Genomic DNA, 25,333 nt, shown 5'->3' with positions numbered 1-25,333 from the left:
ACTTACTTCCTGATCATTCAAAAAGATTCCCTCCCCTTATCTTTCAGGGTTCTATCTTTTTAATTCTTCATGGAATTACGATAATCCTGCTAGCTTTTTCTTCTTCGCTGCTTTCTCACGTTCGTTTTTATCTAAAATTTTCTTTCTTAAACGAATCGATTCAGGTGTAACCTCACAGTATTCGTCTTCATTCAAGTACTCAAGAGATTCCTCAAGTGACATAATACGTGGTTTCTTCATGCTCACCGTTTGATCTTTCGTCGCTGAACGTACGTTTGTTTGTTGTTTCATACGGCTAACGTTGACAACAAGATCGTTCTCACGGTTATGCTCACCAACAATCATTCCTTGGTATACTTCAGTACCCGGCTCAACGAAGATCACACCGCGCTCTTCAACGCCTTGGATTCCGTAAGCAGTCGCTTTACCTGTTTCCATTGAAACAAGTACACCTTGACGGCGTCCGCCAACTTGGCCAGACTGCATTGGCTGGTAGCTGTCAAACGTATGGTTTAAAATACCAAAACCACGAGTTAATGAAAGAAATTCAGTTGTATATCCGATTAAACCACGTGATGGCACTGTAAAGATCAGGCGAACTTGACCGTTACCATTATTGATCATGTCAATCATTTCACCTTTTCTTGCGCCCATTGATTCCATGATAGAGCCAGTGTGCTCTTCTGGCACATCAATTTGAACGCGTTCAACAGGCTCACATCGAACACCATCAACTTCTTTTACAATAACTTCTGGCTTCGATACTTGTAATTCAAATCCTTCACGTCTCATATTCTCAATAAGAATGGATAAGTGAAGCTCTCCGCGTCCAGATACAACCCAGGCATCAGGTGAATCAGTTGGATCCACACGAAGACTGACGTCTGTTTGAAGCTGCTGCTCTAAGCGCTCTTCAATTTTACGTGATGTCACGTATTTTCCTTCACGGCCTGCAAATGGGCTGTTGTTTACAACAAACGTCATTTGAAGTGTCGGCTCATCAATACGAAGGATTGGCAGGGCCTCTTGGTGTTCTACCGGACAAACCGTTTCACCTACGTTGATGTCTTCCATTCCCGATACAGCAACAAGATCTCCTGCTTTCGCTTCGTTGATTTCCACTCGTTTTAACCCTTGGAAACCAAAAATCTTTGTCACACGGAATTGTTTCACACTGCCGTCAACTTTCATTAAGGCCACTTGCTGTCCTACTTGCATTGTTCCTCTGAAGACACGGCCGATCCCGATTCTTCCAACATAATCATTGTAATCAAGTAGTGCCACTTGGAATTGAAGCGGCTCTTCATGGTTATCAACTGGGCAAGGGATATGGTTAACAATGGCTTCAAACAAAGATTCCATGTTTTCATCTTGCGTGCTCGCATCGTTACTTGCTGTACCATTGATTGCTGATGCATAGACAACTGGGAATTCAAGCTGTTCTTCTGTTGCATCCAATTCAATGAACAAGTCAATTACTTCATCGACTACTTCAGCCGGACGAGCAAAGTCGCGGTCAATTTTGTTGACAACAACGATTGGTGTTAAGTTTTGCTCAAGTGCTTTTTTCAGCACAAAGCGTGTTTGAGGCATACAGCCTTCATAAGCATCCACAACGAGAAGTACACCATCTACCATTTTCATGATACGCTCAACTTCACCACCGAAATCGGCGTGTCCTGGTGTATCTAAAATATTAATGCGTGTATCTTTATAATGGATCGCAGTATTTTTAGCTAAAATCGTAATACCGCGCTCTCGCTCTAAATCATTTGAATCCATGGCTCTCTCAGCGATATTTTCATTCGCACGGAAAGTACCAGCTTGATGGAGCAATTGGTCAACAAGCGTCGTTTTACCATGGTCAACGTGGGCAATAATTGCGATGTTGCGAAGATCTTTTCGAAGTTTCACATTTTCATCTCCTAAAATAATTAGATAACTTTCATATTATATCACAATCCCCTTTAAATGCCGATCGTTTTTCTGTAAACTTATATTAACTCTAAAAAAAGGGATGGAGACAAATGAAACAAATCAAATGGCTTCTATTATTATGTGCATTACTTGCAGTTGTCAGTATGGCGTTTATTGGGGTATCTCTTGCAGAAAAAAACGTGCTGGGTATTTGTCTAAGTATTATGTTCGCCATGATTTTCATGGGTACAGGATTTACATTAAAAAGAAAATTAAACGTGCAATCATAAAATTCCCCAAAAGCCTTTTACATTCTACATGTAGAAGGCTTTTTATTTTGAGTAAAAATAAGACCAACCACCTATGAAAGCTCGAGTGTAGAGACAAAACATATCATATAGAATTGGCAAAAGTAAGCAATCTGAACCTCTTCATTTTTCGACAATAACGTTTATAGTTCTCCAAAACCAAACATAAAGTTACAATTTTCCTATTCTTCCACAAAGTTTCTCATGGTATGCTGTTCTTGCAACAAAATTTAACAGAAAAGGGAGAGAAAAGAAGCATGAAGAAGTTTTTGAGTAAATCGCTCAGCTCTGTTGTATTTTTCGCTTTAGCTATCATCCTTACTTTCACAACAGTAGCTCCTGGGCAAGCAAGTGCTGCAACTTTCAAAGGGATTCCTTTTGAACAGCAGCAAATCATTAAAGAATTATTGGAGAAAAACGAGCGCGTCATCAACATTCTCATCAATTCATTTGTTGAAGAAGACAACAGCTACACATTTGATGTGAAAAAAGCTGTTGAGCTCGGACTAACTGAAGAAGAAGCGGCGACTGCTGAGAAATTCTTAGATCGCGCAGCTGTTCTTACAATCGTTTTCAGTGAAAGCATCACTAAAAACGAAAAAGGGAAATTGATCTTTGATGCAGCAAAAGCTGTTGAACTTGGTCTTACGAAAGAAGAAGCTGCTAAATTCGAAAAACTTTTCAAATCAGTGATCAGACTTGCTGATCTTGCTGGTGATGCACTTGTTCTAGACAAAAAAGGAAACGTTGTAATTGATTCAAAAATTGCAAAAGGTCTTGGATTCAGCTCTACTGAATTACTTGTTTTCAACCAAATGCTGAAGAAAATTCCTCAAGAGCAATTAAAAACGTTCTATGATGCAGTTCAAATTGCGAAAGAAAAATTAAGCTAAGCTCGAAAACCCCCCACCTGGTTCGCCCAGATGGGGGGTTTTTATTTCAGCCAATAAAGAATGATCATCATGACGTACCCTAAACCAAACACGATGCTTGCTCGGAATATTAACTTGCCATAGTAGCGCTTCTCGAACCTTCTTTTTTCTTCCTTTTCATTTATATATGGCGTCCGATCAGGTGTCTGTATAAGAGTGATTGGTTCTTTCATTTCTTGATAAAGTTGCCGGCAGCTCTCGCAAGATTGTAGATGCTCGGCTATTATTTTATTGGTTTCTGCACTTGTGTCTCCCTCTATATAAAGTGGTAACAATTCTTCGATCAAATAACAGCTCATTTATTGAACTCCTCACAATGTAGCATTCGCTTCAGCTCTAATCTGGCTCGATGAAGGGTTGTTTTGACTTTAGATAAAGTCCAATTCAAAATTTCAGCTACTTCTTCATATGACAATTCCTGAATATCTCTTAAAATGAGGACCTCTCGGTATGAATCCTTCAGCTGATTGATATGATGCCACAGCCTTTGAATGTCAGCTTGTGTTTCGATGTGGTCCTCTGGTGTCATAAAGGACTGCTGCTCTAAGTAATCAACATCTTCTACATTCGTAAATGTCCATTTGATTTTCCGGCGATAGTCATTCACAAATGTATGATAAGCAATGGTATAAAGCCATGTTTTCATACTAGAGTGTCCTTTAAAAGAGGATAATCCATGTAAAGCCTTCATAAAAACATCCTGCGCAAGATCCTTGGCCGTTTCCATATTTCCTGTCCGCCGATATAAATATTTGGTGATTTCCTGAAAATATTCTTCATAGATTTTTTCAATTTGATCAGCTGGTCTGGACATTAGAAATAAAACCACACAGTCATCCAAATCGATAAGACAATGAAAAAGAAGTATAACGAGTAAATAAACCCCTTCATGCGCTTTAACTCATTATAGTCATTCTGATCTTCAATCAGCGCTGAACCCTGTTCATTCCCTATGACAACATGCTGAAATTGCTGTTCATGTGTCTTCATCCAGCTGGCTGCCTCGTCACCCAGCTCCCCTTCTTGATACAGTTCATATAAGTCTTGAAAGATGGCTTGTTTTTCTTTATCTGTCAAAACGGTGCACCTCTTTTGTTCGTCCATTTACTTCATAGATTTTACGCTCATTTGATCCGAAGGTTTGAATGATGACAAGCCATGAAATGTCCATGTCCCCTTCTTCGTTGATCATTCTGACTGGTTTTATTTGTTTTTTATAAATCATAGATGGTTTTTCACTTTTCAATACTTGTTGATAGACTTCATCACGATCTTTATTCGATACGGCATCCGGTATAAAGGACACTGGTTCCAGCCTCAGTTCAATTCCATCATGATCTCTAAACACACGCAGTAGATGAGAGGATCGGTTAAATGTATACTGTTTGGTTTCATTAGTGCCTGTCTTTTTCTTCACGTCTTCTGGCTTTTTCTCTATGAGCTTTAACAAATTCTCATCGCTGATTTCCCCTTTTTTCTGTTGAAGAAGCGATTTAGACAGCTTTAAATTGATAACATCTTTTGTGGAGCCATTAAACCGAAACTCCGATTGATCATTTGTTGTCACATTCACTTCATGCTGCCAATCCAAATAAAAATCATCAATACCTGTGATTTGATAAACTGGCGGCTTTAGATGTAAGTTTTGATACAGACTGTTTATTGTGTTTTTTATCTCAGTTTCCGTTATATTGATTCCGTCAATATCCTTTAATTTAAAGATGGCATTTCCATATTGCGCTTGTCGAAGTGTCCCCTTTTTCCAAGTAGCAAACGCAAAGCTTTCACTCTCGTTATGAGACATTTTTACTTTTGGCAGAAGAAGAACACTCGTCTCCCCGCCCTCTTTTTTGACAACTACTTGAATGCGATTGAGATCTATTGACCGTCCGCTTCTTTCAAAAAATTCAATTGTTTTTTTTCTATATTCTTTATCGGTCAGTTCCTTCCCCTCTACACGGCCTCGATAAGAATAACCGCTCAATTCGCCCGTAAATGCAGAAATGTTAACTTCATACTGATCAGCTGCAAACACATATTGATAAGGAATAGGCTCAGAACTAGCATTTAAATATAATTTCTGATCAGCTGGTACAAATTTTGAAGCAAGTTCTTTTGCACTTATGGCAGATAAAGGGCGATATTCTTCTGAGAAAGTATCGACCAATTCCGTTTTGGTGAATTGGAACATGGTATGAGGGATATTAACGATCGGGTTGAGTAATAGTAGAAAAAAGACAGCTATACACCCAGCACCCCACTGCCTTAGCCTCACCTTGTCTCGTAGTAAAGCACATAACAAATAAATCATCATAAAGCTTCCTGCTGCTGCAGCTAAAATCACAATCGATTTAAATGAAGATTGAAGCTCATACTTCGTGATAGAAGGATAAAAAATATAAAGCAGGGCAGCGAAAATCAGGCCATAAAACAACAGCGATTCCTTCCACTTCTGCTGCCAAAACAAACGGAAAAAAAGGTACAGTACCAAAACGGCAAAGCCAACCATGATCACTACAGTGATAAGGTCTCTCCATACTAGCCCTGTATCACCGCTGAGAAAGAACTTTTTACTTTCAGCAAAAAGGATAAACACTGTCTGACATAAAGGCAGAAGCAAGACAGATAAATCAAATGCAAAAAACATGCCTTTATTCTTTAAATAAGGAAGAGAGATCACATAATAAAGTGATGCAAGCAAGACATACCCATAGATGAGAAATTGCATGAAATCCGTCAGCACTTCAAATGTTTCAATCGTATACTGTCTGGCTAGGACTTGGTGGCTCATTTCAAGTGTCATTCCGCCTAGCAGGACTACTCTTAATACAAGCCCAGCATAAAATACATAATCACTTTTCTTTTCTTTCCATATAGGCAGTGTAATAAAAAGGACAAATAGTCCAAGTACACACCATTGAATGATGTGGATACTGTACTCATTTAAAATAAAATATCTTTCAAAATGGAGGGATAAATCACTAAACAAATCTAACATTAAAACACAATCCTTTACATCAAATTAAGGCCTCGTTCGTATAGACATTTCTCCTACCAAAAAGTTTCATCAAACACAAAAAATCACTTCATTCTCATGAAGTGATTTGGTTTATTTTTTATTTCCTCTGCCTTTTATGTAATCGTGTAAAATCTTTTCACAAACGGATCGATTTCCGGCGACGATACTGTTTTTCTCTAGAAAAGTTAGGCGTTCTCCATGTATATTTGAGTAGACAGCCCCTACTTCATCTAGAATCACACACCCTGCTGCATAATCCCACGGCGCAAGCCTTAACGTAACGTATGCGTCACTTCTGCCGCTTGCGATATAAGCGAGCTCAAGGGCAGCTGATCCAATCGTTCTCGTCCCTCTCACATCACGCACGAGACGGGCAAACGGTTTAGCATCAAAATAAGGGCTTTCGATCGCCCAGGTCGGGTTAATGCCGACAATGGCTTTTTCAATCGCTACATCTTTTAATGGCGGAAGCAGGGTATCATTCATATAGGCCCCTTCCCCTTTGACCGCATGGTAAAGTTCGTCATGAATGACGTCATAAATGAGACCGATTTTCCCTATGCCATTTTCAAATATCCCGATTGAAATGGCAAAGTTGCGTTTTTGATGGACAAAGTTCATTGTGCCATCGATTGGATCAATGATCCACACGATCCCATCCAGTGAGGTCACCTCTTCCCCTTGTCCCTCTTCTCCTAAAATGTGATGATCTGAAAATGTCGATTGTATCTTTTCAATGAAAAAACGTTCTGTTTCTTTATCGATATTAGTGACAAGATCATTTGGATTTGATTTTGTTTCAATTGATAGACCTTCCTGCATGGACGCTTTAATACGGCTTCCTGCTTCTTTTACCCAAAGCTTTGCAAGACGGTCAATTTCCACCCAGTTTGTCATCAGACTGTAAACCTCTTTTCTATGTAATACCTATTTGTATTAGCATACTGATATTATGTACGTAAAAGCAAGAAAAAAGCAGCTTCATACAAAAACGAACCGATGAATTGGTTCGTTTTTACCTCACCTTGTTTTACCCTTTAAGCTGCTCCCATTCTTTTCTTAGGCGCTCAAGCTTTCGTTTGCTGCGTTCGATTTGGATGTCATCTTTTTGCTCGATGGCTTCATGAAGCGTAGAAAGCTCATAATCCACCTCTAATCTCCACACAGCGATGCGATTCTTCTTCTCCTGTCTATACCCCTGCTTCACGATTTGCTTCATTTGGTCAACGCCCCTTCCAGAGAATGATTCATTCCTTGTCAGTTTTCATTGATAAAAAATTCAATCGATAAGAGAATTGGTTCTTGCTTATATCGTATGAAGCGATCGCATAACCGCAACGACATTCTAAAAATTGTGTCTTTACCTATTTATTATGTACCACAAAATCGTTGTTTTTAAACGCTGTCCTACTTCCTCTACAATCTTTGATCTGACAGTGCATCTTTTTTTGAGCTTGACCCAAGCTATGATAAAATATGATCAGCTAAAGAATACAGGAGGCATAATATGAGTGAAATGCGTTTTAGAGATAAAGATTTTGAGACATTTACAGTTGACGGTTTAGATGAACGAATGACCGTATTAAAAGAAAGAGTCCGTCCAAAGCTTGAGGCACTTGGTGAACACTTTGCACCACTTCTTTCTTCTATTACAGGAGACGAAATGTTTGTACATGTCGCAAAGCATGCTAGAAGATCAGTCAATCCGCCAAATGATACGTGGGTTGCTTTTGCAAACAGCAAGCGTGGGTATAAAAAACTCCCTCATTTTCAAATTGGGCTTTGGAAAACACACGTCTTTGTATGGTTTGCGCTCATTTATGAATCTCCTGTGAAAGGCGAGTATGGTCAGCTGTTCGAAAAAGAACTAGATACCATTCAGAAGAAAATACCACAAGATTTTGTTTGGTCTAAAGATCATATGAAACCAGATGTCATGCGTCACAGCGAGCTTGATGCAGAACAGCTGAAAACGCTGTTTGAACGTGTCCAAACGGTGAAAAAAGCTGAACTCCTTTGCGGCATTCAGCTGCCTAGAGAAGAAGTCGTTCAAATGAATAATGAAGAATACTTATCAAAAATCGAAGATGCCTTCCGCACGTTGACTTATCTATACCGCTTTACACAAAAAGAATCTGTATAAAAAAAACGAGCCCATGCAGGCTCGTTTCTGATTGTTGACAAAAGGCTAAAATGATCTTCATTTTAGCCTTTTGTCTTCTTTTCAGCGTGATAGAAAACCTTTGCAGTCTAGGAAGGACGAGTACCGGAGCGGAGCGAATTTGACATTCGTGAGCACCGGCACGCAGGACTGACACCGAATGCGAGGGTTTGTCTACACGCTGAAACGAGCCCATGCAGGCTCGTTTTTTCTTACATACGTATAACGGCTGTCTCTTCTGCCTCTCTTGCAGATTTCACTGTACGATAAGGAGAATACCCGCTTTCCTTTTCAAACGCTGCACAATGCGTCTTTTCCTCTGCTTTTGATGGCACAACCTCTTTAAATCGTTTATAAGTATCTAATAACTCCTGCTTCGCAATTCCTTTTTCATAGGCTTTTTCAACAGCTTGAAAAAACGAAATAACGGCAATCTTTTCCTCTGTCGTCCAGTCGACATCCATTGGATATTGATATTCCATTTACTTGTCCCTCACTTTAACACTCATTTCTTATTTGAACTTTTATTATAGCATCTGTTCGATCAGAAACCGATTGATTTTATGCTTTACATTCCGATCAGTTCATAATATAATTCTTTTGTTTTATGCAATGAAATCTGCCATTATTGGCACAATAATAGCAGGTATTTCGATGAAGGTGGGAAAGCAATTGTCACAACATGATACACCCTTATACACTGGACTAAAAAAGCATGCTGCAACCAATCCAGTCCAATTTCACATTCCAGGCCATAAAAAAGGAGCCGGGATGGACCCTGAATTCAGAGCATTCATTGGCGACAATGCATTAAGCATTGATCTCATTAATATAGAACCTCTCGATGATTTACATTCACCTCGAGGGATGATAAAAGAAGCACAGGAGCTCGCTGCTGAAGCATTCGGTGCTGACCATACATTTTTCTCTATTCAAGGAACAAGCGGCGCCATCATGACAATGGTGATGACCGTATGCGGACCTGGAGATAAAATCATCATTCCGCGCAACGTCCATAAATCGATTATGTCCGCCATTGTATTTTCTGGCGCAGTTCCTGTTTTTATTCACCCAGAAATAGACAAAGAACTTGGCATCTCTCACGGCATTACACCAGAATCAGCGAAAAAGGCGCTCACGGAGCACCCAGATGCAAAAGGTCTGCTTGTGATTAATCCGACGTATTTTGGGGTTTCAGCAGACTTAAAATCGATTGTAGACATTGCCCATTCATTTCATGTGCCTGTCCTTGTCGATGAAGCACACGGCGTGCATATTCATTTTCACGATGAGCTTCCACTATCTGCGATGCAGGCAGGTGCCGACATGGCAGCAACGAGTGTCCATAAACTCGGCGGTTCCCTTACCCAGAGCTCTATTTTAAATATGAAGGAAGGGCTTGTCTCAAAAGATCGCGTACAATCGATTTTGAGCATGCTGACGACAACGTCTACTTCTTATTTGCTCTTGGCGTCACTTGATGTCGCTCGAAAGCGATTAGCCACTGAAGGAAAGGCACTTGCAGATGAAGCCATCCGTTTGGCTGAATCAGCGAGAAACCGTTTGAACCAAATTGATGGCATTACGTGTATTGGCAAGGAAATACTCGGTTCAGCTTCTACGTACGATTATGACCCAACGAAATTAATTATCTCAATTAAAGACCTTGGGCTAAATGGCCATGATGTCGAAAAATGGCTGAGAGAAAGCTACCGGATTGAAGTGGAGCTCTCTGACCTTTACAACATTTTATGTATTGTGACCCCTGGTGATTCTGATGAAACAATCGATACGCTTATAACGGCTATGAAGGAAATTGCCGCAACCTCTACAAGTGAGAGCGGCACACAAGCGGTCACAGAAGTCCTGCTGCCTGAGATTCCATCGCTTGCCATGACGCCCCGTGACGCCTTTTACGCCACAACAGAAGTGGTTCCGTTTAAAGAAGCAGCGGGCCGTATCATCGCAGAGTTTGTTATGGTGTACCCGCCAGGCATTCCTATTTTTATACCAGGAGAAATTATCACAGAAGAAAATATCTCATATATCTTTAAAAACATTGAAATTGGTCTCCCTGTCCAAGGACCAGAAGATTCAACGCTTGAAATGATCCGCGTGATTAAAGAACAAAAACCAATTTTATAAAAAAGAAACATGCAGCCCCAAATGGAGCTGCATGCTTTTTTATTTATTCAGAGGCTTCATCACAGCAATGACAGTGACCACACGTTCCGTATAGCGTTGTCACTTTTTCATTTTCAAATTGATCAATGGTTTCATTGCAATCTTGACAAATAATTGTACCCACGTACATTCCCCTTTTCTTCATTCATAATTTGAAAGCGTTTAATCTATTTCATATCTCTATAATATGATGTCACATTTAAGTTGTCAACGGTTAATTGTATGACACATTTAAATATTTTTTATGAATATGTGCTTTTTTCTCATCATATTGAGGGAACGTTTCAATTGTATTTTGCTTCATATCAATTCTGTAACAATTGAGTAACAATCGAAAATTGTCAAAAAGGACATGATACACTAGAGTGACTAACAGGTAACCAGCTCCTAAAAATGTTGGGACAACCCCAAAGGATTTTGAGGTGAATAGATTGAATTTTATGAGGTCACTTCTCATTATATTCCCCATGCTCTTTGTACTTAGTTCATGCTCATTTGCGTATATCATACCGAATCAGACCGACCAAGTCAGTCATATTCAGAAACCAAGAATTCTCTTTTTTACAGATGCAGAAAATCTTGATAAAGAAAGTCCTTATTATGATGCAGTCCTCGATTTAAAGAATGAATATCCGAAGGAAATGTCAAAGATGATTGTGAAAGAAGATCGTAAAGGCTGGAAAAATGAAGTAGACGAATTGCCGGCTATTTTACTTGTAAATAATGAAAAAGTCATTGTGAAGGTTGAAGGAAATGTCAGCAGCAAAGAGGATATTTTATCGCCCTTGTGCCACGCTTTAGACCGCGTGAATACAAATTAATGGCCTACCCTTGCACTTATATATCCATATGAAAAAGCCCCTCATCTCATGAGGGGTTTTTCATATGGGAGCGCTCAAAAAAACCCTCTCCATCAAGGAGAGGGTTTTAATAGGTTCATTATTTTACGATATGAATTGGGCTTCCAATTGCTACTTCAGCCGTTTCCATTGTAATTTCACCTAAAGTTGGATGAGCGTGAATTGTCATTGCGATATCTTCAGCAGTCACTCCAGCTTCGATTGCAAGGCTAAGCTCTGAAATCATATCAGAAGCGCCAACACCTGCGATTTGTGCACCGATAACAAGACCATCCTCTTTACGAGTGATCATTTTCATGAAGCCATCAGTTGCATCAAGAGAAAGTGCACGTCCGTTCGCTGCGAATGGGAATTTCGCTGCAACGATTTCGATTCCTTCTTCTTTTGCTTCTGCTTCAGTGTACCCAACAGTTGCAAGTTCTGGCTCAGAGAATACAACAGCAGGAATACCAAGGTAATCAATTTCAGCTGGCTCTCCAGCGATTGCTTCAGCTGCAATTTTACCTTCGTAAGAAGCTTTGTGTGCAAGTGGTGGTCCATCAACGATGTCACCAATTGCATAGATGTTAGTTACGCTTGTACGGCATTGTTTGTCTGTTTTGACAACTCCGCGATCAGTCAATTCAACACCAACTTGCTCAAGACCAAGCTCATCCGTGTTTGGACGACGACCAACTGTAACAAGTACGTAATCAGCATCAACTGTTTTTTCTTCACCTTTTACTTCGAAAGTAACAGTGACACCATCAGATTTTTCTTCAACGCCTTTTGCAAGAGCGTTTGTATGGATTTCAACGTTTCCTTTTTTCTTCAGGTTACGTTTAACCAATGAGCTCATTTGCTTTTCGAAACCTGGAAGGATTTCGTCTCCACCTTCAAGGATGACAACTTCTGTTCCAAAGTTTGCATAAGCAGTTCCAAGCTCAGTACCGATATACCCACCACCGATAACAACTAACTTTTTAGGTACTTCTTTAAGCGCCAAAGCACCAGTTGAGTTGATCACGCGGTCTGTGTATTTAAAAGTAGGCAATTCAATTGGACGAGATCCAGTTGCAAGAATTGCATTTTTGAAAGTGTAAGTCTGTGCTGAATTTTCATCCATTACACGTACAGAGTTGCTGTCTACGAAATAAGCTTCACCTTTAACGATGTCTACTTTATTTCCTTTAAGAAGACCTTGAACTCCACCTGTTAATTTGTTAACAACAGAAGCTTTCCACTCTTGAACTTTTGTGAAATCAACTGTTACGTTTTCAGCTTTGATACCCATGTCTTCAGAATGCTTAGCATTTTCGAAACGATGGCCAGCATTGATTAATGCTTTTGAAGGAATACAGCCAACGTTTAGACATACGCCGCCAAGTGTTCCTTTTTCAACGATTGTTACTTTTTGTCCAAGCTGTGCAGCACGAATAGCAGCTACATATCCACCAGGACCTGCACCGATGACAAGAGTATCTGTTTCGATTGGGAAATCTCCTACTACCATGACATTACGCCTCCATTAAAATTAATTGTGGATCATTCAATAAACGCTTGATGTGGTTAAGGGCATTTTGCGCAGTAGCTCCGTCGATCATACGGTGGTCAAAGCTTAGGGAAAGAGCTAAGACTGGAGCTGCAACGATTTCGCCATCACGAACAACCGCTTTTTCAGCGATACGGCCAATACCAAGGATCGCTACTTCTGGGTGGTTGATGACTGGAGTAAACCATTGTCCACCAGCAGAACCGATGTTTGTGATTGTGCAAGATGCACCTTTCATTTCAGCTGGAGCCAGTTTACCATCACGTGCTTTTGTTGCAAGCTCATTGATTTCGTTAGACACTTCGAAAATTGCTTTGCGATCTGCATTTTTCACAACTGGAACGAGCAGGCCTTTTTCAGTGTCAGCTGCAATTCCGATGTTGTAGTAATGCTTTTGAACAACTTCATCTGTTTTATCATCGATAGAAGTGTTAAGTACTGGGTACTTTTTCAAAGCAGAAGTTAGAGCTTTTACAACGTAAGGCAAGTAAGTTAACTTGATTCCTTGATCAGCTGCAACTTGTTTGAATTGTTTACGATGTGCAACAAGGTTCGTTACATCAACTTCATCCATTAATGTTACGTGAGGAGCTGTATGCTTAGAGTTCACCATTGCTTTCGCGATCGCTTTGCGGATGCCGCTCATTTTCTCGCGAGTTTCTGGGAATTCTCCTTCAAGAACTGGAGCTGCTGCCGCTTTTGGAGCTGCTTCTTCTTTCGCACTTTCAGCTGCTTGAGGTGCTGCTTCTTGAGCTGCAGAACCACCATTAACGAAGCTGTCGATATCTTCTTTTAACACACGGCCGTTTTTACCAGAACCTGCAACTTTGTAAATTTCAACGCCTTTTTCGCGAGCATATTTACGTACAGATGGCATAGCGATGACGCGTTTGTTTGGGTCAGCATCTACTTGCTCTTGTGCGCCTGCACCAGTTGCTGCTGCCGCTTCTTCTTGTGCCACTTCTTTCTTCTCTGGCTCGTTACCAGCTTCAGCAGTACCTTGTACTTGAGCTTCAGTTTTTGCTTCGCCTTCTTCTTCGCTGCCTTTAAATTGAAGATTTTCGTAACCAGGTGCATCAAACGTAATGATTGTTTGTCCTACAGTTGCAACTGTTCCCTCTTCAACTTTTAATTCTAATACTTTTCCTTTAACAGGTGAAGGAATTTCTACAACTGCTTTATCGTTTTGTACCTCTGCTAAAACGTCATCTTCATTAATTTCGTCGTTTGGTTTAACAAACCACTTAACGATCTCACCTTCGTGGATACCTTCTCCGATGTCCGGAAGTTTAAATTCAAATGCCACTGTTTTTCGCCTCCTAGATTTTGTTGAATCCTTGTTGTGTATGTTTACACGGTCTTGTAATTGATAAAGGGGAAGAGAAATAAATTCTTTTCCCCTCTGTCATTTAATTAAAATTCAAGAACTTTCTTAGCTGTTTCAAGCACGTCTTTATGGTTTGGAAGCCATACGCTCTCAGCTTGAGAGAAAGCAAATACAGTATCAGGTGCAGCTACACGAAGTACTGGTGCTTCTAGGCTAAGGATTGCTCTGTCATTGATTTCAGCTACTACGTTTGCAGCAATACCAGCTTGTTTTTGTGCTTCTTGAACAACGATCGCACGACCTGTTTTTTCAACAGAAGCGATGATTGTTTCAATATCAAGCGGGCTTACTGTACGAAGGTCGATCACTTCAGCAGAAACGCCTTCTTTTTCAAGTTCTTCAGCAGCTTTAAGTGATTCGTGAACCATTGCACCATAAGTGATGATTGAAAGGTCAGAACCTTCACGTTTCACGTCAGCTTTACCGATTTCAATTGTGTACTCTTCTTCAGGAACTTCCTGACGGAAAGAGCGATAAAGTTTCATATGCTCAAGGAACACAACCGGATCGTTGTCGCGGATTGCAGAAATTAATAGTCCTTTTGCATCGTAAGGTGTTGAAGGAATGACAACCTTGATACCAGGCTGTTGTGCGATAAGACCTTCTAAGCTGTCAGCATGAAGCTCAGGAGTATGAACCCCTCCACCGAATGGAGAACGGATTGTCACTGGAGAATGCCAGCGTCCGCCAGAACGGTAACGCATACGAGCCATTTGTCCAGAAACAGAATCTAATACTTCGTAAACGAATCCGAAGAATTGAATTTCCATTACTGGGCGGAATTCTTGTAGTCCAAGGCCAATTGCAAGACCGCCAATACCAGATTCAGCAAGTGGAGTATCGAATACACGATCCTCACCAAACTCTTTTTGCAATCCTTCAGTCGCACGGAATACGCCGCCGTTTTTACCAACGTCTTCTCCGAAAACGAGAACGTTTTCGTCATTTTTCAGTTCTGTGCGTAACGCATCAGTGATCGCTTGAATCATTGTCATTTGCGCCATGGCTTACTTCGACTCCTTCTGTTTGTAAATTTCAAGCTGTTCAACTAAGTTGAATGGTTTCACATCGTACATGTTTTCAATCAAGTCAGTGACTTTTTGCTTAGGCTGTTCGTCAGCTTCTTTGATCGCTTGTTTGATTTGTTCTTTTGCATCTTCGATGACTTTATTCTCTTCTTCTTCAGACCATAGGCCTTTGTTTTCCAAGAATCTGCGGTAGCGTACCAATGGATCTTTTTGCTCCCACTCATTTTCATCTTCTTTTGTACGATATCTTGTTGGATCGTCACCAGCCATTGTATGTGGACCGTAACGGAATGTAAGAGTTTCGATTAATGTTGGACCTTCGCCATTTACAGCACGCTCACGAGCTTCAGCAGTTGCTGCATATACAGCTAATGCATCCATACCGTCAACTTGTACGCCTACGATACCAGCTGCAGCTGCTTTTTGTGCAATTGTTTGTGCAGCAGATTGCTTTTCAACAGGTGTAGAGATTGCATATCTGTTGTTTTGGACAACAAAAATCGCTGGCGCTTTGTAAGCCCCTGCAAAGTTGATACCTTCGTAGAAATCACCTTGTGAAGCTCCGCCATCACCAGTGTAAGTGATTGCAACAGCATTTTTACCGCGCTTTTTCAAACCAAGAGCTACACCAGCAGCTTGAATGATTTGTGCACCGATAATGATTTGTGGAGAAAGTGCATTCACATCTTCAGGCATTTGGTTACCAACAAAGTGTCCACGAGAGAACAAGAAAGCTTTTGTTAATGGAAGGCCATGCCAGATTAATTGTGGTACATCACGATATCCTGGAAGAATGAAATCTTCTTTCTCAAGTGCAAAGTGAGTTGCAAGCTGAGAAGCCTCTTGTCCAGCTGTAGGCGCATAGAAGCCAAGACGTCCTTGACGGTTCAATGAAATTGAACGTTGATCTAATACACGTGTAAACACCATACGGCGCATTAATTCTTTTAATTGGTCATCTGAGAGATCCGGCATTGCCGCTTCGTTTACGACTTCGCCTTTTTCGTTTAAAATTTGAAACGTTTCAAACTGCTTTTTGATGGCATCAAATTGCTTTTTGCTATCAACAATTGCTTTTTTTGTTTTTGCAGCCATTCTAAAGTCACCTCTTCCTTTCTTTTAACAGTCAATTTGTCGTGAATCCATTTATACATACAGATATAGGATAACCCAAAATACTCATATGACTCCTGTATTTAATAGCCACTAGGATCGTTGTCGAAACATTAGATGATCGCTCGTTTTTGAGTTCTTCTAACTGTATTAACGATAGTTCACAAAAAACTAATACAACTTCTGTTAACAAGGACTAGTTTACAACAAGAAAAATAGTCCGTCAATTGATTTAACGGCTTTATTTAAATAAATGTATTCGCTTTACTTTTTATAGTGAGCTGTATCAATCTGTTTAACAAACACCTCGAACTGTACTAGTATAGATTGTACTACTGTACTACAATAGAAAATGTTTGTTTTTGTCGAAAAATAAAAAAAGAGCTGTTTTTTTCAGCTCTTTTGGGATTCTTGATCTGCCGCTTTAGACAAAGCCTGTTTATGCTCATTCAATTGCTTTGTATATTGATTGAACTTCTTACCTTCTTTTCTGACTTTGCTATAAGAACGGTTCACCGTCTTCAGCTTGGATTTCAACTCTTCATATCCCAAGTCCTTCTTCTTTAAAGATTGATACAAATGCTGATCTTGTTTCAGCGCCTTTTGATATTCCTTGTAAAGCTGGTCATACGACGCATATCTTTTCTCAAGCGATTTGACCGTTTCATCTGCTTTTTCTTTTAAATCCGTATCTTTTATACGTCCGGCAGATTCCTTTACCGTTTTCAATTCTTTTTTCGATTCATCCATGCTGTCTTTTTCTGTTTTTAAATGTTCTTTTCGTTTCGCTGCAGATGCTAACGCCTGATCAGAAAGGCTTGACACTGTTTTTGTATGATCTTTTGTGGTTTGAATCATTTTTGTATAGAGCTGCTGCTCTTTTTTCTCATAGCTTTGCAGTGTACCTTGCTCTTTTTCAAAGGATGCCTCTTTTTCGCTCATTTTCGTCATCGCATCTTGCATGTCATGAAATGGACTTTGACCTCCGCATCCCGCCAGCAAAAGGGTACATATCCCCGCTAAAGCAGCACATGCTTTCATGCTTCTTCTCATCTGTCTCATCACAAGGTTCCCCCTTTACATCTCCACATACCACTATAATTTTTATAGGCGCTTGTGACAAGGAAAGAGGTCATCCTGATGAGCCGGAGAAGATTTTTTTCAAGTGATAGGCGCATGACTATACAAATAGTGCATTCATACATAGTTTATATTACACGCTTCGCCTTCACTTATGAGAGGCCGAGTGTATTTCCAAAGGAGGTCAAAAGTATGTCTAATTATAGTCATGGAAGTATGTATGGTGGATACGGCGGTCACGGGTATGGATACGGTGGTGGATATGGCGGTGGCTGTTGTTACCCAAGTTATGGCGGTGGCTACGGATACGGCGGAGGACGGACATTCGCTTTAATCGTTGTCCTTTTCATCCTATTAATCATCGTTGGCGCAGCATTCTTAGGCGGCGGTGGCGGCTGCTGCTAATGGCTGTTTAAGCCTCTGACCGGTCTCATAGGACCGGTCTTCTTTATTTCATTGCATATGTTGTGTATCATTTTATATACTTTACATACAAAGGAAATAGGAGTGAAGATTTGTGATTACCATGGAAGATATCGTACGGGACGGACATCCCGTATTAAGACAAACAGCTGAAGCGGTCGAGCTCCCGCCGACAGAAGAGGAAAAACAGCAATTAGCTGACATGATTGAATTCGTCAAAAATAGTCAGGATGCTGACATGGCTGAAAAGTATGGACTCAGACCCGGCGTTGGACTAGCAGCTCCGCAAATTAATATCAGTAAACGGATGATCGCTGTTCACTGTGAGGACGAAGATGGAGAGGAATACAGCTATGCCCTTTTCAACCCGCGCATTGTCAGTCACTCGGTCAAAAGAGCTTATTTAGCAACTGGTGAAGGCTGCTTATCTGTTGATGAAGCCATTCCTGGATTTGTCCCTCGATATCAAAAGATCAGGGTGAAGGCCACAACGCTTGAAGGAGAAGACATTGATATTCGCCTAAAAGGGTTCCCGGCCATTGTTTTTCAGCATGAAATCGACCATTTAAACGGCATTATGTTTTATGATCATATTCAAAAGGATCAGCCCTTCGCTGAGCCAGACAACTCTGTTGCGATCGGCAGATCATAAAATAAAAAGAAGACCCATTAGCCTAAGGGTCTTCTTTTTTTACTCTTCAATGAGGCCTAGATGAGTCACTGCATGGAATATGCCGTCTTCATCTACTGGCTTTGTCACAAAATCAGCCAAATCTTTTAATTCATTCACAGCATTACCCATGGCAACGCCAGTTCCAGCAAATGAAATCATCTCTCGATCGTTCAGACCGTCTCCAAAGGCAACGGTATCCTTTTGATCATAAGGCAGCCTTTCGATGACTCGTTTAATGCCTTCAGCCTTCGACCCGCCTTTTGGCAGGACATCTGTTGACAGCTCGTGCCATCTGACAAGATCAATTTCTTCGCGGAACGCCTCGTATTGGACTTCCTCTTCTGCCTTACAGAATAACAGCATTTGAAAAATCTCGTTTTCTTTAAAGTAAGACAAATCATGCTCAGGATGCTCTGTTTTTAAAGTCCCAATCCCCTCATGGATAAACGGATGATTTGGCACAGAAGCCTTCATCGTTTTTTCCCCCATAAAAACAAGCGGATGATCATGACGATCCGCCGTTTCATAAATTTGCTCCATCAGCTCCAGTTTCAGCGGATTGCCGTAAATGACCTCTCCCTCATACATGACATACTGACCGTTATAAGCAATAAAGGAGTCAAGCCCTAATTCCTCTAAAATAGGCTGAATCAAAAAAGGCGAACGCCCAGATGCAATAAAGAGATGATGACCTTTTTCTTTTAATAAGCGAACCGCTCGCTTCGTTGATTCAGGTATTTTTTTATCATGATCATATAAAGTACCGTCGATATCAAAGAAGATGACTTTTTTATTCATATCCCGTCTCCTGTCTCTTGTTATGTATACCCACTCCCTTTCATCATACAGAAAGATTCCCTCTTTCGAAACCACTTCCTATGAAAACGCCTATTTCCCACATATAACCATGTAACATTCAATGGAATCGTCATATAATACAAGTATAAAGAGAGAACGGAATACATGGTCTAATCTGACTTCAAACCGAAAGGAGGCGACCTGTGATGCTTCGTCGTCTGCGCAAGAAAATTAGAAGACAATGGAAGGACATGCTTCGTAAAAAATCGATTGCTTAAAAGGATCTTCCGCACATTTGCCGAAGGTCCTTTTTTCTCAGAGACTTTTCTTATGCGCGTTTTTTTAATATAATAGAATTAGCGAGTGTAACATACGGTATTTAAGGAGAGATTTGGATGATATATAAGGTATTTTTTCAGGCAAGTACTACTGAGGTACCTGTAAGAGAACACACAGATTCACTATACGTTGAAGCGGTTTCTGAAAGAGACGTACGCGATAAGTTGAAAAAACATAGCTACAACATTGAATTCATTCAGCCTGTAGACGGTGCTTTTTTAGACTATGAACGAGAAAGTGAAAATTTTAAAGTATTGGAGCTATGAGAGGAATGAAATTTGTTAAAAACGATCAGGCGGCAGTTTTTGCGCTCGGCGGTTTAGGCGAGATCGGTAAAAACACGTATGGCGTTCAATTTCAAGATGAAATCATTTTAATTGATGCTGGTATTAAGTTCCCTGAAGATGAGCTTCTTGGAATTGACTACGTCATCCCTGACTATACGTACTTAGTTAAAAACGAAGATAAAATCAAAGGTCTTTTCATCACTCACGGACATGAAGACCACATCGGCGGTATCCCTTACCTTCTCAAGCAAGTGAATATTCCAGTTTACGGCGGCAAACTCGCAATCGGCCTACTTCGTAATAAATTGGAAGAGCACGGTCTCTTGAGACAAACAAAACTTCACATTTTTGAAGAAGAAGATACCATTAAATTTAGAAAAACAGCTGTGTCTTTCTTTAGAACAACACACAGTATTCCAGATTCTTATGGAATTGTCGTGAAGACACCTCCTGGTAACATCGTACATACAGGTGATTTCAAGTTTGACTTTACGCCTGTTGGCGAGCCTGCCAACTTAACAAAAATGGCTGAAATCGGGAAAGAAGGCGTTCTATGTCTTTTATCCGATAGTACAAACAGTGAAATTCCAGAATTTACGATGTCTGAAAGACGCGTAGGCGAAAGCATTGATGACATCTTTAGAAAAGTCGACGGACGTATCATCTTTGCTACGTTTGCTTCAAACATTCACAGACTTCAGCAAGTCATTGAGTCCGCTGTTGCCAACGGCCGAAAAGTTGCTGTGTTTGGACGCAGTATGGAGTCTGCCATTGATATTGGACAAGATCTTGGCTACATTAAATGTCCGAAAAACACGTTTATTGAACATAATGAAATCAACCGTCTACCAGCAAACAAAGTGACCATTCTTTGTACTGGGAGCCAAGGTGAACCGATGGCTGCTCTTTCACGTATTGCAAACGGCACTCACCGCCAGATTTCGATTAATCCTGGAGACACTGTTGTCTTCTCATCTTCACCGATTCCGGGTAACAATATTAGTGTAAGCCGCACCATTAACCAGCTTTATCGTGCTGGCGCTGAGGTCATTCATGGCTCACTCAATAATATTCATACATCTGGTCACGGCGGACAAGAAGAACAAAAGCTGATGCTCCGTTTAATTAAACCCAAATTCTTTATGCCGATTCACGGTGAATACCGCATGCAAAAAACGCATATTAAACTTGCGAATGATTGCGGAATTCCTGAGGAAAACTGCTTTATCATGGATAACGGTGAAGTTCTTGCACTAAAAGGTGACGAAGCAAGTGTCGCTGGCAAAATTCCATCAGGTAACGTGTATATCGACGGAAGCGGAATTGGCGATATCGGGAATATCGTCTTAAGAGACCGCCGCATTCTTTCAGAAGAAGGTCTTGTCATTGTGGTCGTCAGCATGGACATGAAAGAATTCAAAATCTCTGCTGGTCCTGATCTCATCTCAAGAGGCTTTGTCTACATGAGAGAATCTGGAGACCTCATCAACGACGCACAAGATTTGATTTCAAAGCATCTTGAAAAAGTAATGGAACGTAAGACAACTCAGTGGTCGGAAATTAAGAACGAAATTACGGACACACTTGCACCTTTCCTTTATGAAAAAACAAGACGCCGCCCAATGATCTTACCGATTATTATGGAAGTGTAATAACAAAAAGAGACACGAGCCGACTGGCTGTGTCTCTTTTTTTCATCAAGCATTGAAAAAAACCGCACATATAATACAAGGTATACATGCAGTTTCTCATTCTTTTATGATTGAATTGGGAGGTGCTGAAAGCTTCTGACATCAAACAAGCCCTTTGTCGTCATTTTCACATCAGGAATGACTGGAAGTGCCAAGAAGGACAGCGTCAAAAACGGATTAAAGTCTAAGGAAAAACCAGTTTCTTTTAGTGCTTCATGGAGTTCATGGAGGCTTTCATTGACGAGATGTACCGGCTGATCTGACAATAAACCGGAGATCGGTAATGGCAGCGTATGAAGAGACTGGCCTTCTTTGACAACGGTCAAACCGCCGCCTGCTTCTTTTAACGCCTCAATCGCTTTAATAATATCGGCATCATTTGTGCCAACTGCAATTAAGTTATGTGAATCATGTGCAACCGTTGTTGCAATCGCACCCTGTTTGATGCCGAAGCCGCTGACAATCCCTACCCCCATTTCAGATAAACCTTGATGACGTTCGACAAGCACCATTTTTAATACATCTCTGTCTGTATCACTTGTAAATTGTCCGTTCGTTTCTGAAGGAGTGACTTGTTCTAATTTTGTTTCAAGCTGATTCGGAATAATACGGATGACATTCATTTTTTGATCGTCTGTGATAGGCAGTGCAATATCTTGCTCTTGAACGTCTACTGCATGAACAGATTGTAATAATGCTGAGCTCGGTGCGATCTTTTCGACACTCGGTTTGTACACTCCATGCTGCGCAACCAATTCTCCCGCAATAAATACGCTTGAGATGTCTACATGATGAAGGTCTGAGACGAGCATAAAATCAGCATCATAGCCTGGTGCAATGGCTCCCTTTGTTTTAAGACCAAAACACTCTGCGGCATTTAAGCTTCCCATTTGATAGGCTAAAAATGGATCTAAGCCTGCTTTTATGGACATCCGTACTTGCTCATCAATACTTCCCTGCGCCATTAAATCATCTAAATGTTTATCATCTGTACAAAAGAAAAAACGTCTCGCATTCTTCTCATTCACAGCAGGTAAAACGTTTTTCACGTTTTTGGCAACAGATCCCTCTCTCAGCATGACATACATGCCTCGTTTTACACGTTCAAGGGCTTCCTGTGCTGTTGTCACCTCATGGTCTGTTTGGACATTGGCCGTGCGGTAAACGTTTATTAATCGGTCTGTTAAGCCTGCTAGATGGCCATCAATCAGTTTATTCTCGTTTTGAGCATCAAGCAGCTTTTGAAGCATATCTTCTTCTGCCTGCTCCACACCGACATAGTCCATCACCTCAGCAAGACCAAGCACTTCCTTCTCTTGATAAAGGGGCTTTAAATCTTTCGCTTTTAATGTAGCACCTGATCGTTCAAAACTGACTGCCGGTACACAGGATGGCAGCATGAAATAAATATGTAAGGCAGCTTTTCTCGCTTCTTCAAGCATAAAACGGATGCCTGTTATACCTGACACATTGGCGATTTCATGCGGGTCTGTTACGACAGTTGTCACACCGCGCGGAACGACAGCTTTGGAGAATTCAGCAGGGGTAACCATAGAAGACTCGATATGAACGTGGCCATCAATAAAACCAGGTACAAGCATTTGACCTGCTGCATCCAGCTCCTGTTCTCCCTCGTACTCCCCTAACCCGACTATTTGTCCATTTTCAACAGCGACATCAGCGTCTATCCATTCCTGGTTAAACACATCCATGACTTTCGCATGTTTAATCACGAGGGCTGCTTTTTTTCTCTTTGCTGCTACCTCAATTTGATGTCTGAAAAGCTCCTTATCCAACGACACTGCCTCCTCCAAGTAAACAATATAATGTTTCTTATCGTAAACGAATCTGTTTGCCCAGTCAATGACATTTAGAGAAAATCAACCATATCAAAACACTGTTTTTTATTTCTGAATAGTGATAATTGCAAGAAAAATATGATGACTCATTTTTGAGGTTATACATGAACAAAGCAACCCTTTTCAGTGTCTATTTCCTTCTCAATGTCCACCTGTCATGTACACATTCATATAAAAAAACACCCCGTCATCGGAGTGTTTAATAATCGTTCTGCATTTCTCGTTTTTCAAAGCGTCCTATATCGGCTACTGCCCCTATGACAATGAGGATATCTTCTTTTTGAATCATTTCATCTGCCAGAGGGGAAACGATGACTTCTTTTCCGCGCTTAATCGCCACAATGTTGATGCCGTATCTTGCCCGAATATCAAGATCTAAAAGAGAATGCCCCGCAAGCCTGTTGTTTGCAACAATCTCAATCAGGCTGTACTCATCTGACAGCTCGAGGTAATCGAGCACGTTATTTGAAATAATTTTATGTGCAATCCGTCTGCCCATATCTCGCTCTGGATGAACGATGCGATCCGCTCCAATTTTGTTGAGCACCTTTTCATGGTAGTCATTTTGCGCTTTCACGGTGACCATTTTGACGCCAAGCTCTTTCAGCATAATCGTTGTTAAAATACTTGCCTGAATGTTTTCGCCAATTGCAACGATGACATGATCAAAATTACGAATACCAAGATTTTTTAAAACGGATTCGTCGGTCGAATCGCCAATGACCGCGTGTGAGGCAATTTTCGCGTATTCGTTCACTCGATCTTCATTCATATCCATGGCCATGACTTCAAGTCCTTCTTCGCTCAGCGCCTTGCAAATACTTCCGCCAAAGCGTCCAAGACCAATGACTGCATATTCCTTTTTCATGTTCAGACTCCTTTTATTTCACTTATCATGTATTTTACTACGGTTTGATTAATGAATCCATATGCGAACGAATTTTTTTGCGGAACGCTTCACTTAAGTAGAGGTCTGCTCCTTTTTCGATTTCACTGCGATAATGAGCTGGCGGAGCGATTTCTTCGCTCTTTTGAAGCACAAGAAAGGTTAAACAGTCCTCATAAATTTGATCACCTATTTTGACATCGACATAAGCCGGACGATATGTGCCCTCATATACTCCTTCTCGTTTATACAAATAACGAATGACATCAAAAGGAACCTCATATAAAACACCCTCTGTTTCGCCGCCGTCTTCTACCATATCAGCCCTTGATCCATCAGGCCTCACCAATGTAAATCTCGTGGTAAAACCGTTTAGTACACCGCCGCCGATGATTTGTTTGAAGTGATGATCGACTTCTGCCAGCTTAAATCTAGCATCGTCCATACAGGAGCCATAGGCAAAATAATAGAAGGATGACGGCTTCTGCTGCCACAGTCTATAAGCTTTCCAGCACCCTCTCTTTATTTCTTTCAGAGCTGATGTCTTCTGCTCTGGCAAAGTGTATGTCATGGCCTCTACCTGACCTTGATCCGTCATGACATTAATTTCCTGCTTGTCATACCCTTCCTCTAGTACGTCTATCTTATTCAACGCATCAGCGGTCACCTCGTACAATTCCCCGTATACAGTGCCTTTTCCTGCGGGAACGCACGCTGGGTATCCTTGACCTGTATCATAGATCCTTCCACTCATCCAAGCTGATTTAGCTAAAAGCCTGCTTTCCTTCATGTACGCTTCGTGGTGCTCTTCATGCAGCAATAGCGTCCCATATACAAATAAAGCTTTCATCGTCATG

Annotated in this window: 27 protein-coding genes; 9 read left to right on the top strand and 18 right to left on the bottom strand. The window is 40.8% G+C overall.

The genetic code is table 11. From position 1 onward, the window contains the following. Positions 1–75: 75 nt before the first annotated feature. Positions 76–1,914 (bottom strand): translational GTPase TypA, encoded by a 1,839-nt coding sequence (typA, locus tag C6Y06_RS07950; RefSeq protein WP_106036759.1) that lies wholly within the window; start codon positions 1,912–1,914, stop codon positions 76–78. Positions 1,915–2,027: 113 nt separating this feature from the next. Here typA and C6Y06_RS07945 point away from each other — a divergent pair, with 113 nt between their 5' ends. Together C6Y06_RS07945 and C6Y06_RS07940 are read left to right on the top strand one after the other, a co-directional pair. Then, positions 2,028–2,207 carry a DUF5325 family protein gene (locus C6Y06_RS07945; protein WP_034662648.1) on the top strand — a complete coding sequence of 60 codons (180 nt, stop codon included), beginning with the start codon at positions 2,028–2,030 and terminating at the stop codon, positions 2,205–2,207. Positions 2,208–2,482: 275 nt separating this feature from the next. Beyond that, the gene (locus C6Y06_RS07940) at positions 2,483–3,118 is read left to right on the top strand and encodes a hypothetical protein (protein WP_106036758.1); all 636 of its coding nucleotides are present in this window, start codon (positions 2,483–2,485) and stop codon (positions 3,116–3,118) included. A 41-nt stretch (positions 3,119–3,159) separates the two neighbouring features. On the opposite strand, the gene C6Y06_RS07935 is transcribed toward C6Y06_RS07940, so the two are convergent. From C6Y06_RS07935 to C6Y06_RS07910, 6 genes are all read right to left on the bottom strand, one after another. Beyond that, the gene (locus C6Y06_RS07935; RefSeq protein ID WP_060596170.1) at positions 3,160–3,456 is read right to left on the bottom strand and encodes an anti-sigma factor family protein; all 297 of its coding nucleotides are present in this window, start codon (positions 3,454–3,456) and stop codon (positions 3,160–3,162) included. Then, positions 3,453–3,971 (bottom strand): sigma-70 family RNA polymerase sigma factor, encoded by a 519-nt coding sequence (locus C6Y06_RS07930; RefSeq protein ID WP_060596398.1) that lies wholly within the window; start codon positions 3,969–3,971, stop codon positions 3,453–3,455. Before C6Y06_RS07930 ends, C6Y06_RS07935 begins: the two co-directional genes overlap by 4 nt. After that, on the bottom strand, positions 3,971–4,234 hold the full coding sequence (locus tag C6Y06_RS07925; RefSeq protein WP_060596169.1) for a hypothetical protein: 264 nt from the start codon (positions 4,232–4,234) through the stop codon (positions 3,971–3,973). The genes C6Y06_RS07930 and C6Y06_RS07925 overlap by 1 nt, the downstream gene beginning before the upstream one ends. Then, the gene (locus C6Y06_RS07920; RefSeq protein WP_106030792.1) at positions 4,224–6,155 is read right to left on the bottom strand and encodes a hypothetical protein; all 1,932 of its coding nucleotides are present in this window, start codon (positions 6,153–6,155) and stop codon (positions 4,224–4,226) included. The genes C6Y06_RS07925 and C6Y06_RS07920 overlap by 11 nt, the downstream gene beginning before the upstream one ends. A 111-nt stretch (positions 6,156–6,266) precedes the next feature. Continuing rightward, on the bottom strand, positions 6,267–7,073 hold the full coding sequence (locus C6Y06_RS07915; RefSeq protein WP_060596168.1) for an inositol monophosphatase family protein: 807 nt from the start codon (positions 7,071–7,073) through the stop codon (positions 6,267–6,269). Between the two features lie 133 nt (positions 7,074–7,206). Beyond that, entirely contained in the window at positions 7,207–7,395 is a 189-nt protein-coding gene (locus tag C6Y06_RS07910) for a hypothetical protein (protein ID WP_003211901.1), read from the bottom strand. Between the two features lie 288 nt (positions 7,396–7,683). Here C6Y06_RS07910 and C6Y06_RS07905 point away from each other — a divergent pair, with 288 nt between their 5' ends. After that, complete coding sequence (locus tag C6Y06_RS07905; protein WP_106036757.1) at positions 7,684–8,319, top strand: DUF1054 domain-containing protein; 636 nt, start codon at positions 7,684–7,686, stop codon at positions 8,317–8,319. A gap of 230 nt (positions 8,320–8,549) precedes the next feature. On the opposite strand, the gene C6Y06_RS07900 is transcribed toward C6Y06_RS07905, so the two are convergent. Continuing rightward, positions 8,550–8,819 (bottom strand): UPF0223 family protein, encoded by a 270-nt coding sequence (locus C6Y06_RS07900; protein ID WP_060596166.1) that lies wholly within the window; start codon positions 8,817–8,819, stop codon positions 8,550–8,552. Positions 8,820–9,009: 190 nt separating this feature from the next. Between C6Y06_RS07900 and C6Y06_RS07895 the strand changes: the two genes are divergently transcribed. Then, on the top strand, positions 9,010–10,482 hold the full coding sequence (locus tag C6Y06_RS07895) for an aminotransferase class I/II-fold pyridoxal phosphate-dependent enzyme (protein ID WP_106036756.1): 1,473 nt from the start codon (positions 9,010–9,012) through the stop codon (positions 10,480–10,482). Positions 10,483–10,525: 43 nt separating this feature from the next. Here C6Y06_RS07895 and C6Y06_RS07890 read toward each other — a convergent pair whose 3' ends face one another. Beyond that, positions 10,526–10,645: a GapA-binding peptide SR1P gene (locus tag C6Y06_RS07890; protein WP_003212464.1), complete on the bottom strand. Its 120-nt coding sequence runs from the start codon at positions 10,643–10,645 to the stop codon at positions 10,526–10,528. Between the two features lie 316 nt (positions 10,646–10,961). Here C6Y06_RS07890 and C6Y06_RS07880 point away from each other — a divergent pair, with 316 nt between their 5' ends. Further along, complete coding sequence (locus tag C6Y06_RS07880) at positions 10,962–11,342, top strand: hypothetical protein (protein WP_223251442.1); 381 nt, start codon at positions 10,962–10,964, stop codon at positions 11,340–11,342. A gap of 118 nt (positions 11,343–11,460) precedes the next feature. On the opposite strand, the gene lpdA is transcribed toward C6Y06_RS07880, so the two are convergent. The 5 genes from lpdA to C6Y06_RS07855 form a co-directional block, all read right to left on the bottom strand. Further along, on the bottom strand, positions 11,461–12,873 hold the full coding sequence (gene lpdA / locus C6Y06_RS07875) for a dihydrolipoyl dehydrogenase (RefSeq protein WP_106036755.1): 1,413 nt from the start codon (positions 12,871–12,873) through the stop codon (positions 11,461–11,463). 4 nt (positions 12,874–12,877) lie between these two features. Further along, the gene (locus tag C6Y06_RS07870) at positions 12,878–14,218 is read right to left on the bottom strand and encodes a dihydrolipoamide acetyltransferase family protein (RefSeq protein WP_024426891.1); all 1,341 of its coding nucleotides are present in this window, start codon (positions 14,216–14,218) and stop codon (positions 12,878–12,880) included. Between the two features lie 107 nt (positions 14,219–14,325). Further along, complete coding sequence (pdhB, locus tag C6Y06_RS07865) at positions 14,326–15,303, bottom strand: pyruvate dehydrogenase complex E1 component subunit beta (protein WP_012009824.1); 978 nt, start codon at positions 15,301–15,303, stop codon at positions 14,326–14,328. Positions 15,304–15,306: 3 nt separating this feature from the next. Next, positions 15,307–16,422 carry a pyruvate dehydrogenase (acetyl-transferring) E1 component subunit alpha gene (gene pdhA, locus C6Y06_RS07860; RefSeq protein WP_060596162.1) on the bottom strand — a complete coding sequence of 372 codons (1,116 nt, stop codon included), beginning with the start codon at positions 16,420–16,422 and terminating at the stop codon, positions 15,307–15,309. 411 nt (positions 16,423–16,833) lie between these two features. Further along, positions 16,834–17,502: a YkyA family protein gene (locus C6Y06_RS07855; RefSeq protein ID WP_066030955.1), complete on the bottom strand. Its 669-nt coding sequence runs from the start codon at positions 17,500–17,502 to the stop codon at positions 16,834–16,836. 234 nt (positions 17,503–17,736) lie between these two features. Between C6Y06_RS07855 and C6Y06_RS07850 the strand changes: the two genes are divergently transcribed. Beyond that, complete coding sequence (locus C6Y06_RS07850; protein ID WP_034663866.1) at positions 17,737–17,925, top strand: YjcZ family sporulation protein; 189 nt, start codon at positions 17,737–17,739, stop codon at positions 17,923–17,925. Positions 17,926–18,037: 112 nt separating this feature from the next. Continuing rightward, positions 18,038–18,595, top strand: a complete 558-nt coding sequence (def, locus tag C6Y06_RS07845) for a peptide deformylase (protein WP_034662672.1) — start codon at positions 18,038–18,040, stop codon at positions 18,593–18,595. Positions 18,596–18,634: 39 nt separating this feature from the next. Here def and C6Y06_RS07840 read toward each other — a convergent pair whose 3' ends face one another. Next, positions 18,635–19,414, bottom strand: a complete 780-nt coding sequence (locus tag C6Y06_RS07840; protein ID WP_034662673.1) for a Cof-type HAD-IIB family hydrolase — start codon at positions 19,412–19,414, stop codon at positions 18,635–18,637. A gap of 395 nt (positions 19,415–19,809) precedes the next feature. Here C6Y06_RS07840 and C6Y06_RS07835 point away from each other — a divergent pair, with 395 nt between their 5' ends. Continuing rightward, the gene (locus C6Y06_RS07835) at positions 19,810–20,019 is read left to right on the top strand and encodes a DNA-dependent RNA polymerase subunit epsilon (RefSeq protein ID WP_003211882.1); all 210 of its coding nucleotides are present in this window, start codon (positions 19,810–19,812) and stop codon (positions 20,017–20,019) included. Positions 20,020–20,024: 5 nt separating this feature from the next. Next, positions 20,025–21,692, top strand: a complete 1,668-nt coding sequence (rnjA, locus tag C6Y06_RS07830) for a ribonuclease J1 (protein ID WP_012009818.1) — start codon at positions 20,025–20,027, stop codon at positions 21,690–21,692. 104 nt (positions 21,693–21,796) lie between these two features. Here the strand turns inward: rnjA and ade are convergent, their stop codons facing one another. From ade to C6Y06_RS07815, 3 genes are all read right to left on the bottom strand, one after another. Beyond that, positions 21,797–23,527, bottom strand: coding sequence for an adenine deaminase (ade, locus tag C6Y06_RS07825; RefSeq protein ID WP_106036754.1), 1,731 nt, complete (start codon positions 23,525–23,527; stop codon positions 21,797–21,799). A gap of 262 nt (positions 23,528–23,789) precedes the next feature. Further along, positions 23,790–24,458: a potassium channel family protein gene (locus C6Y06_RS07820; RefSeq protein WP_034662681.1), complete on the bottom strand. Its 669-nt coding sequence runs from the start codon at positions 24,456–24,458 to the stop codon at positions 23,790–23,792. Between the two features lie 37 nt (positions 24,459–24,495). Then, complete coding sequence (locus C6Y06_RS07815; RefSeq protein ID WP_106036814.1) at positions 24,496–25,332, bottom strand: gamma-glutamylcyclotransferase family protein; 837 nt, start codon at positions 25,330–25,332, stop codon at positions 24,496–24,498. Between the last annotated feature and the right edge of the window lies 1 nt (position 25,333).

Source organism: Bacillus sp. MZGC1 (assembly GCF_002998605.1).
Taxonomy (GTDB): domain Bacteria; phylum Bacillota; class Bacilli; order Bacillales; family Bacillaceae; genus Bacillus.
This window is presented reverse-complemented; position numbering and strand designations above follow the sequence as displayed.

Bases quoted from the DNA above. Each gene is read 5' to 3' on its own strand.
- C6Y06_RS07945 (WP_034662648.1), top strand. From the start codon at position 2,028: ATGAAACAAATCAAATGGCTTCTATTATTATGTGCATTACTTGCAGTT.
- C6Y06_RS07940 (WP_106036758.1), top strand. From the start codon at position 2,483: ATGAAGAAGTTTTTGAGTAAATCGCTCAGCTCTGTTGTATTTTTCGCT.
- C6Y06_RS07935 (WP_060596170.1), bottom strand. From the start codon at position 3,456: ATGAGCTGTTATTTGATCGAAGAATTGTTACCACTTTATATAGAGGGA.
- C6Y06_RS07930 (WP_060596398.1), bottom strand. From the start codon at position 3,971: ATGTCCAGACCAGCTGATCAAATTGAAAAAATCTATGAAGAATATTTT.
- C6Y06_RS07920 (WP_106030792.1), bottom strand. From the start codon at position 6,155: ATGTTAGATTTGTTTAGTGATTTATCCCTCCATTTTGAAAGATATTTT.
- C6Y06_RS07915 (WP_060596168.1), bottom strand. From the start codon at position 7,073: ATGACAAACTGGGTGGAAATTGACCGTCTTGCAAAGCTTTGGGTAAAA.
- C6Y06_RS07910 (WP_003211901.1), bottom strand. From the start codon at position 7,395: ATGAAGCAAATCGTGAAGCAGGGGTATAGACAGGAGAAGAAGAATCGC.
- C6Y06_RS07905 (WP_106036757.1), top strand. From the start codon at position 7,684: ATGAGTGAAATGCGTTTTAGAGATAAAGATTTTGAGACATTTACAGTT.
- C6Y06_RS07900 (WP_060596166.1), bottom strand. From the start codon at position 8,819: ATGGAATATCAATATCCAATGGATGTCGACTGGACGACAGAGGAAAAG.
- C6Y06_RS07880 (WP_223251442.1), top strand. From the start codon at position 10,962: ATGAGGTCACTTCTCATTATATTCCCCATGCTCTTTGTACTTAGTTCA.
- lpdA (WP_106036755.1), bottom strand. From the start codon at position 12,873: ATGGTAGTAGGAGATTTCCCAATCGAAACAGATACTCTTGTCATCGGT.
- pdhB (WP_012009824.1), bottom strand. From the start codon at position 15,303: ATGGCGCAAATGACAATGATTCAAGCGATCACTGATGCGTTACGCACA.
- pdhA (WP_060596162.1), bottom strand. From the start codon at position 16,422: ATGGCTGCAAAAACAAAAAAAGCAATTGTTGATAGCAAAAAGCAATTT.
- C6Y06_RS07855 (WP_066030955.1), bottom strand. From the start codon at position 17,502: ATGAGACAGATGAGAAGAAGCATGAAAGCATGTGCTGCTTTAGCGGGG.
- C6Y06_RS07850 (WP_034663866.1), top strand. From the start codon at position 17,737: ATGTATGGTGGATACGGCGGTCACGGGTATGGATACGGTGGTGGATAT.
- C6Y06_RS07840 (WP_034662673.1), bottom strand. From the start codon at position 19,414: ATGAATAAAAAAGTCATCTTCTTTGATATCGACGGTACTTTATATGAT.
- C6Y06_RS07835 (WP_003211882.1), top strand. From the start codon at position 19,810: ATGATATATAAGGTATTTTTTCAGGCAAGTACTACTGAGGTACCTGTA.
- rnjA (WP_012009818.1), top strand. From the start codon at position 20,025: ATGAAATTTGTTAAAAACGATCAGGCGGCAGTTTTTGCGCTCGGCGGT.
- C6Y06_RS07820 (WP_034662681.1), bottom strand. From the start codon at position 24,458: ATGAAAAAGGAATATGCAGTCATTGGTCTTGGACGCTTTGGCGGAAGT.
- C6Y06_RS07815 (WP_106036814.1), bottom strand. From the start codon at position 25,332: ATGACGATGAAAGCTTTATTTGTATATGGGACGCTATTGCTGCATGAA.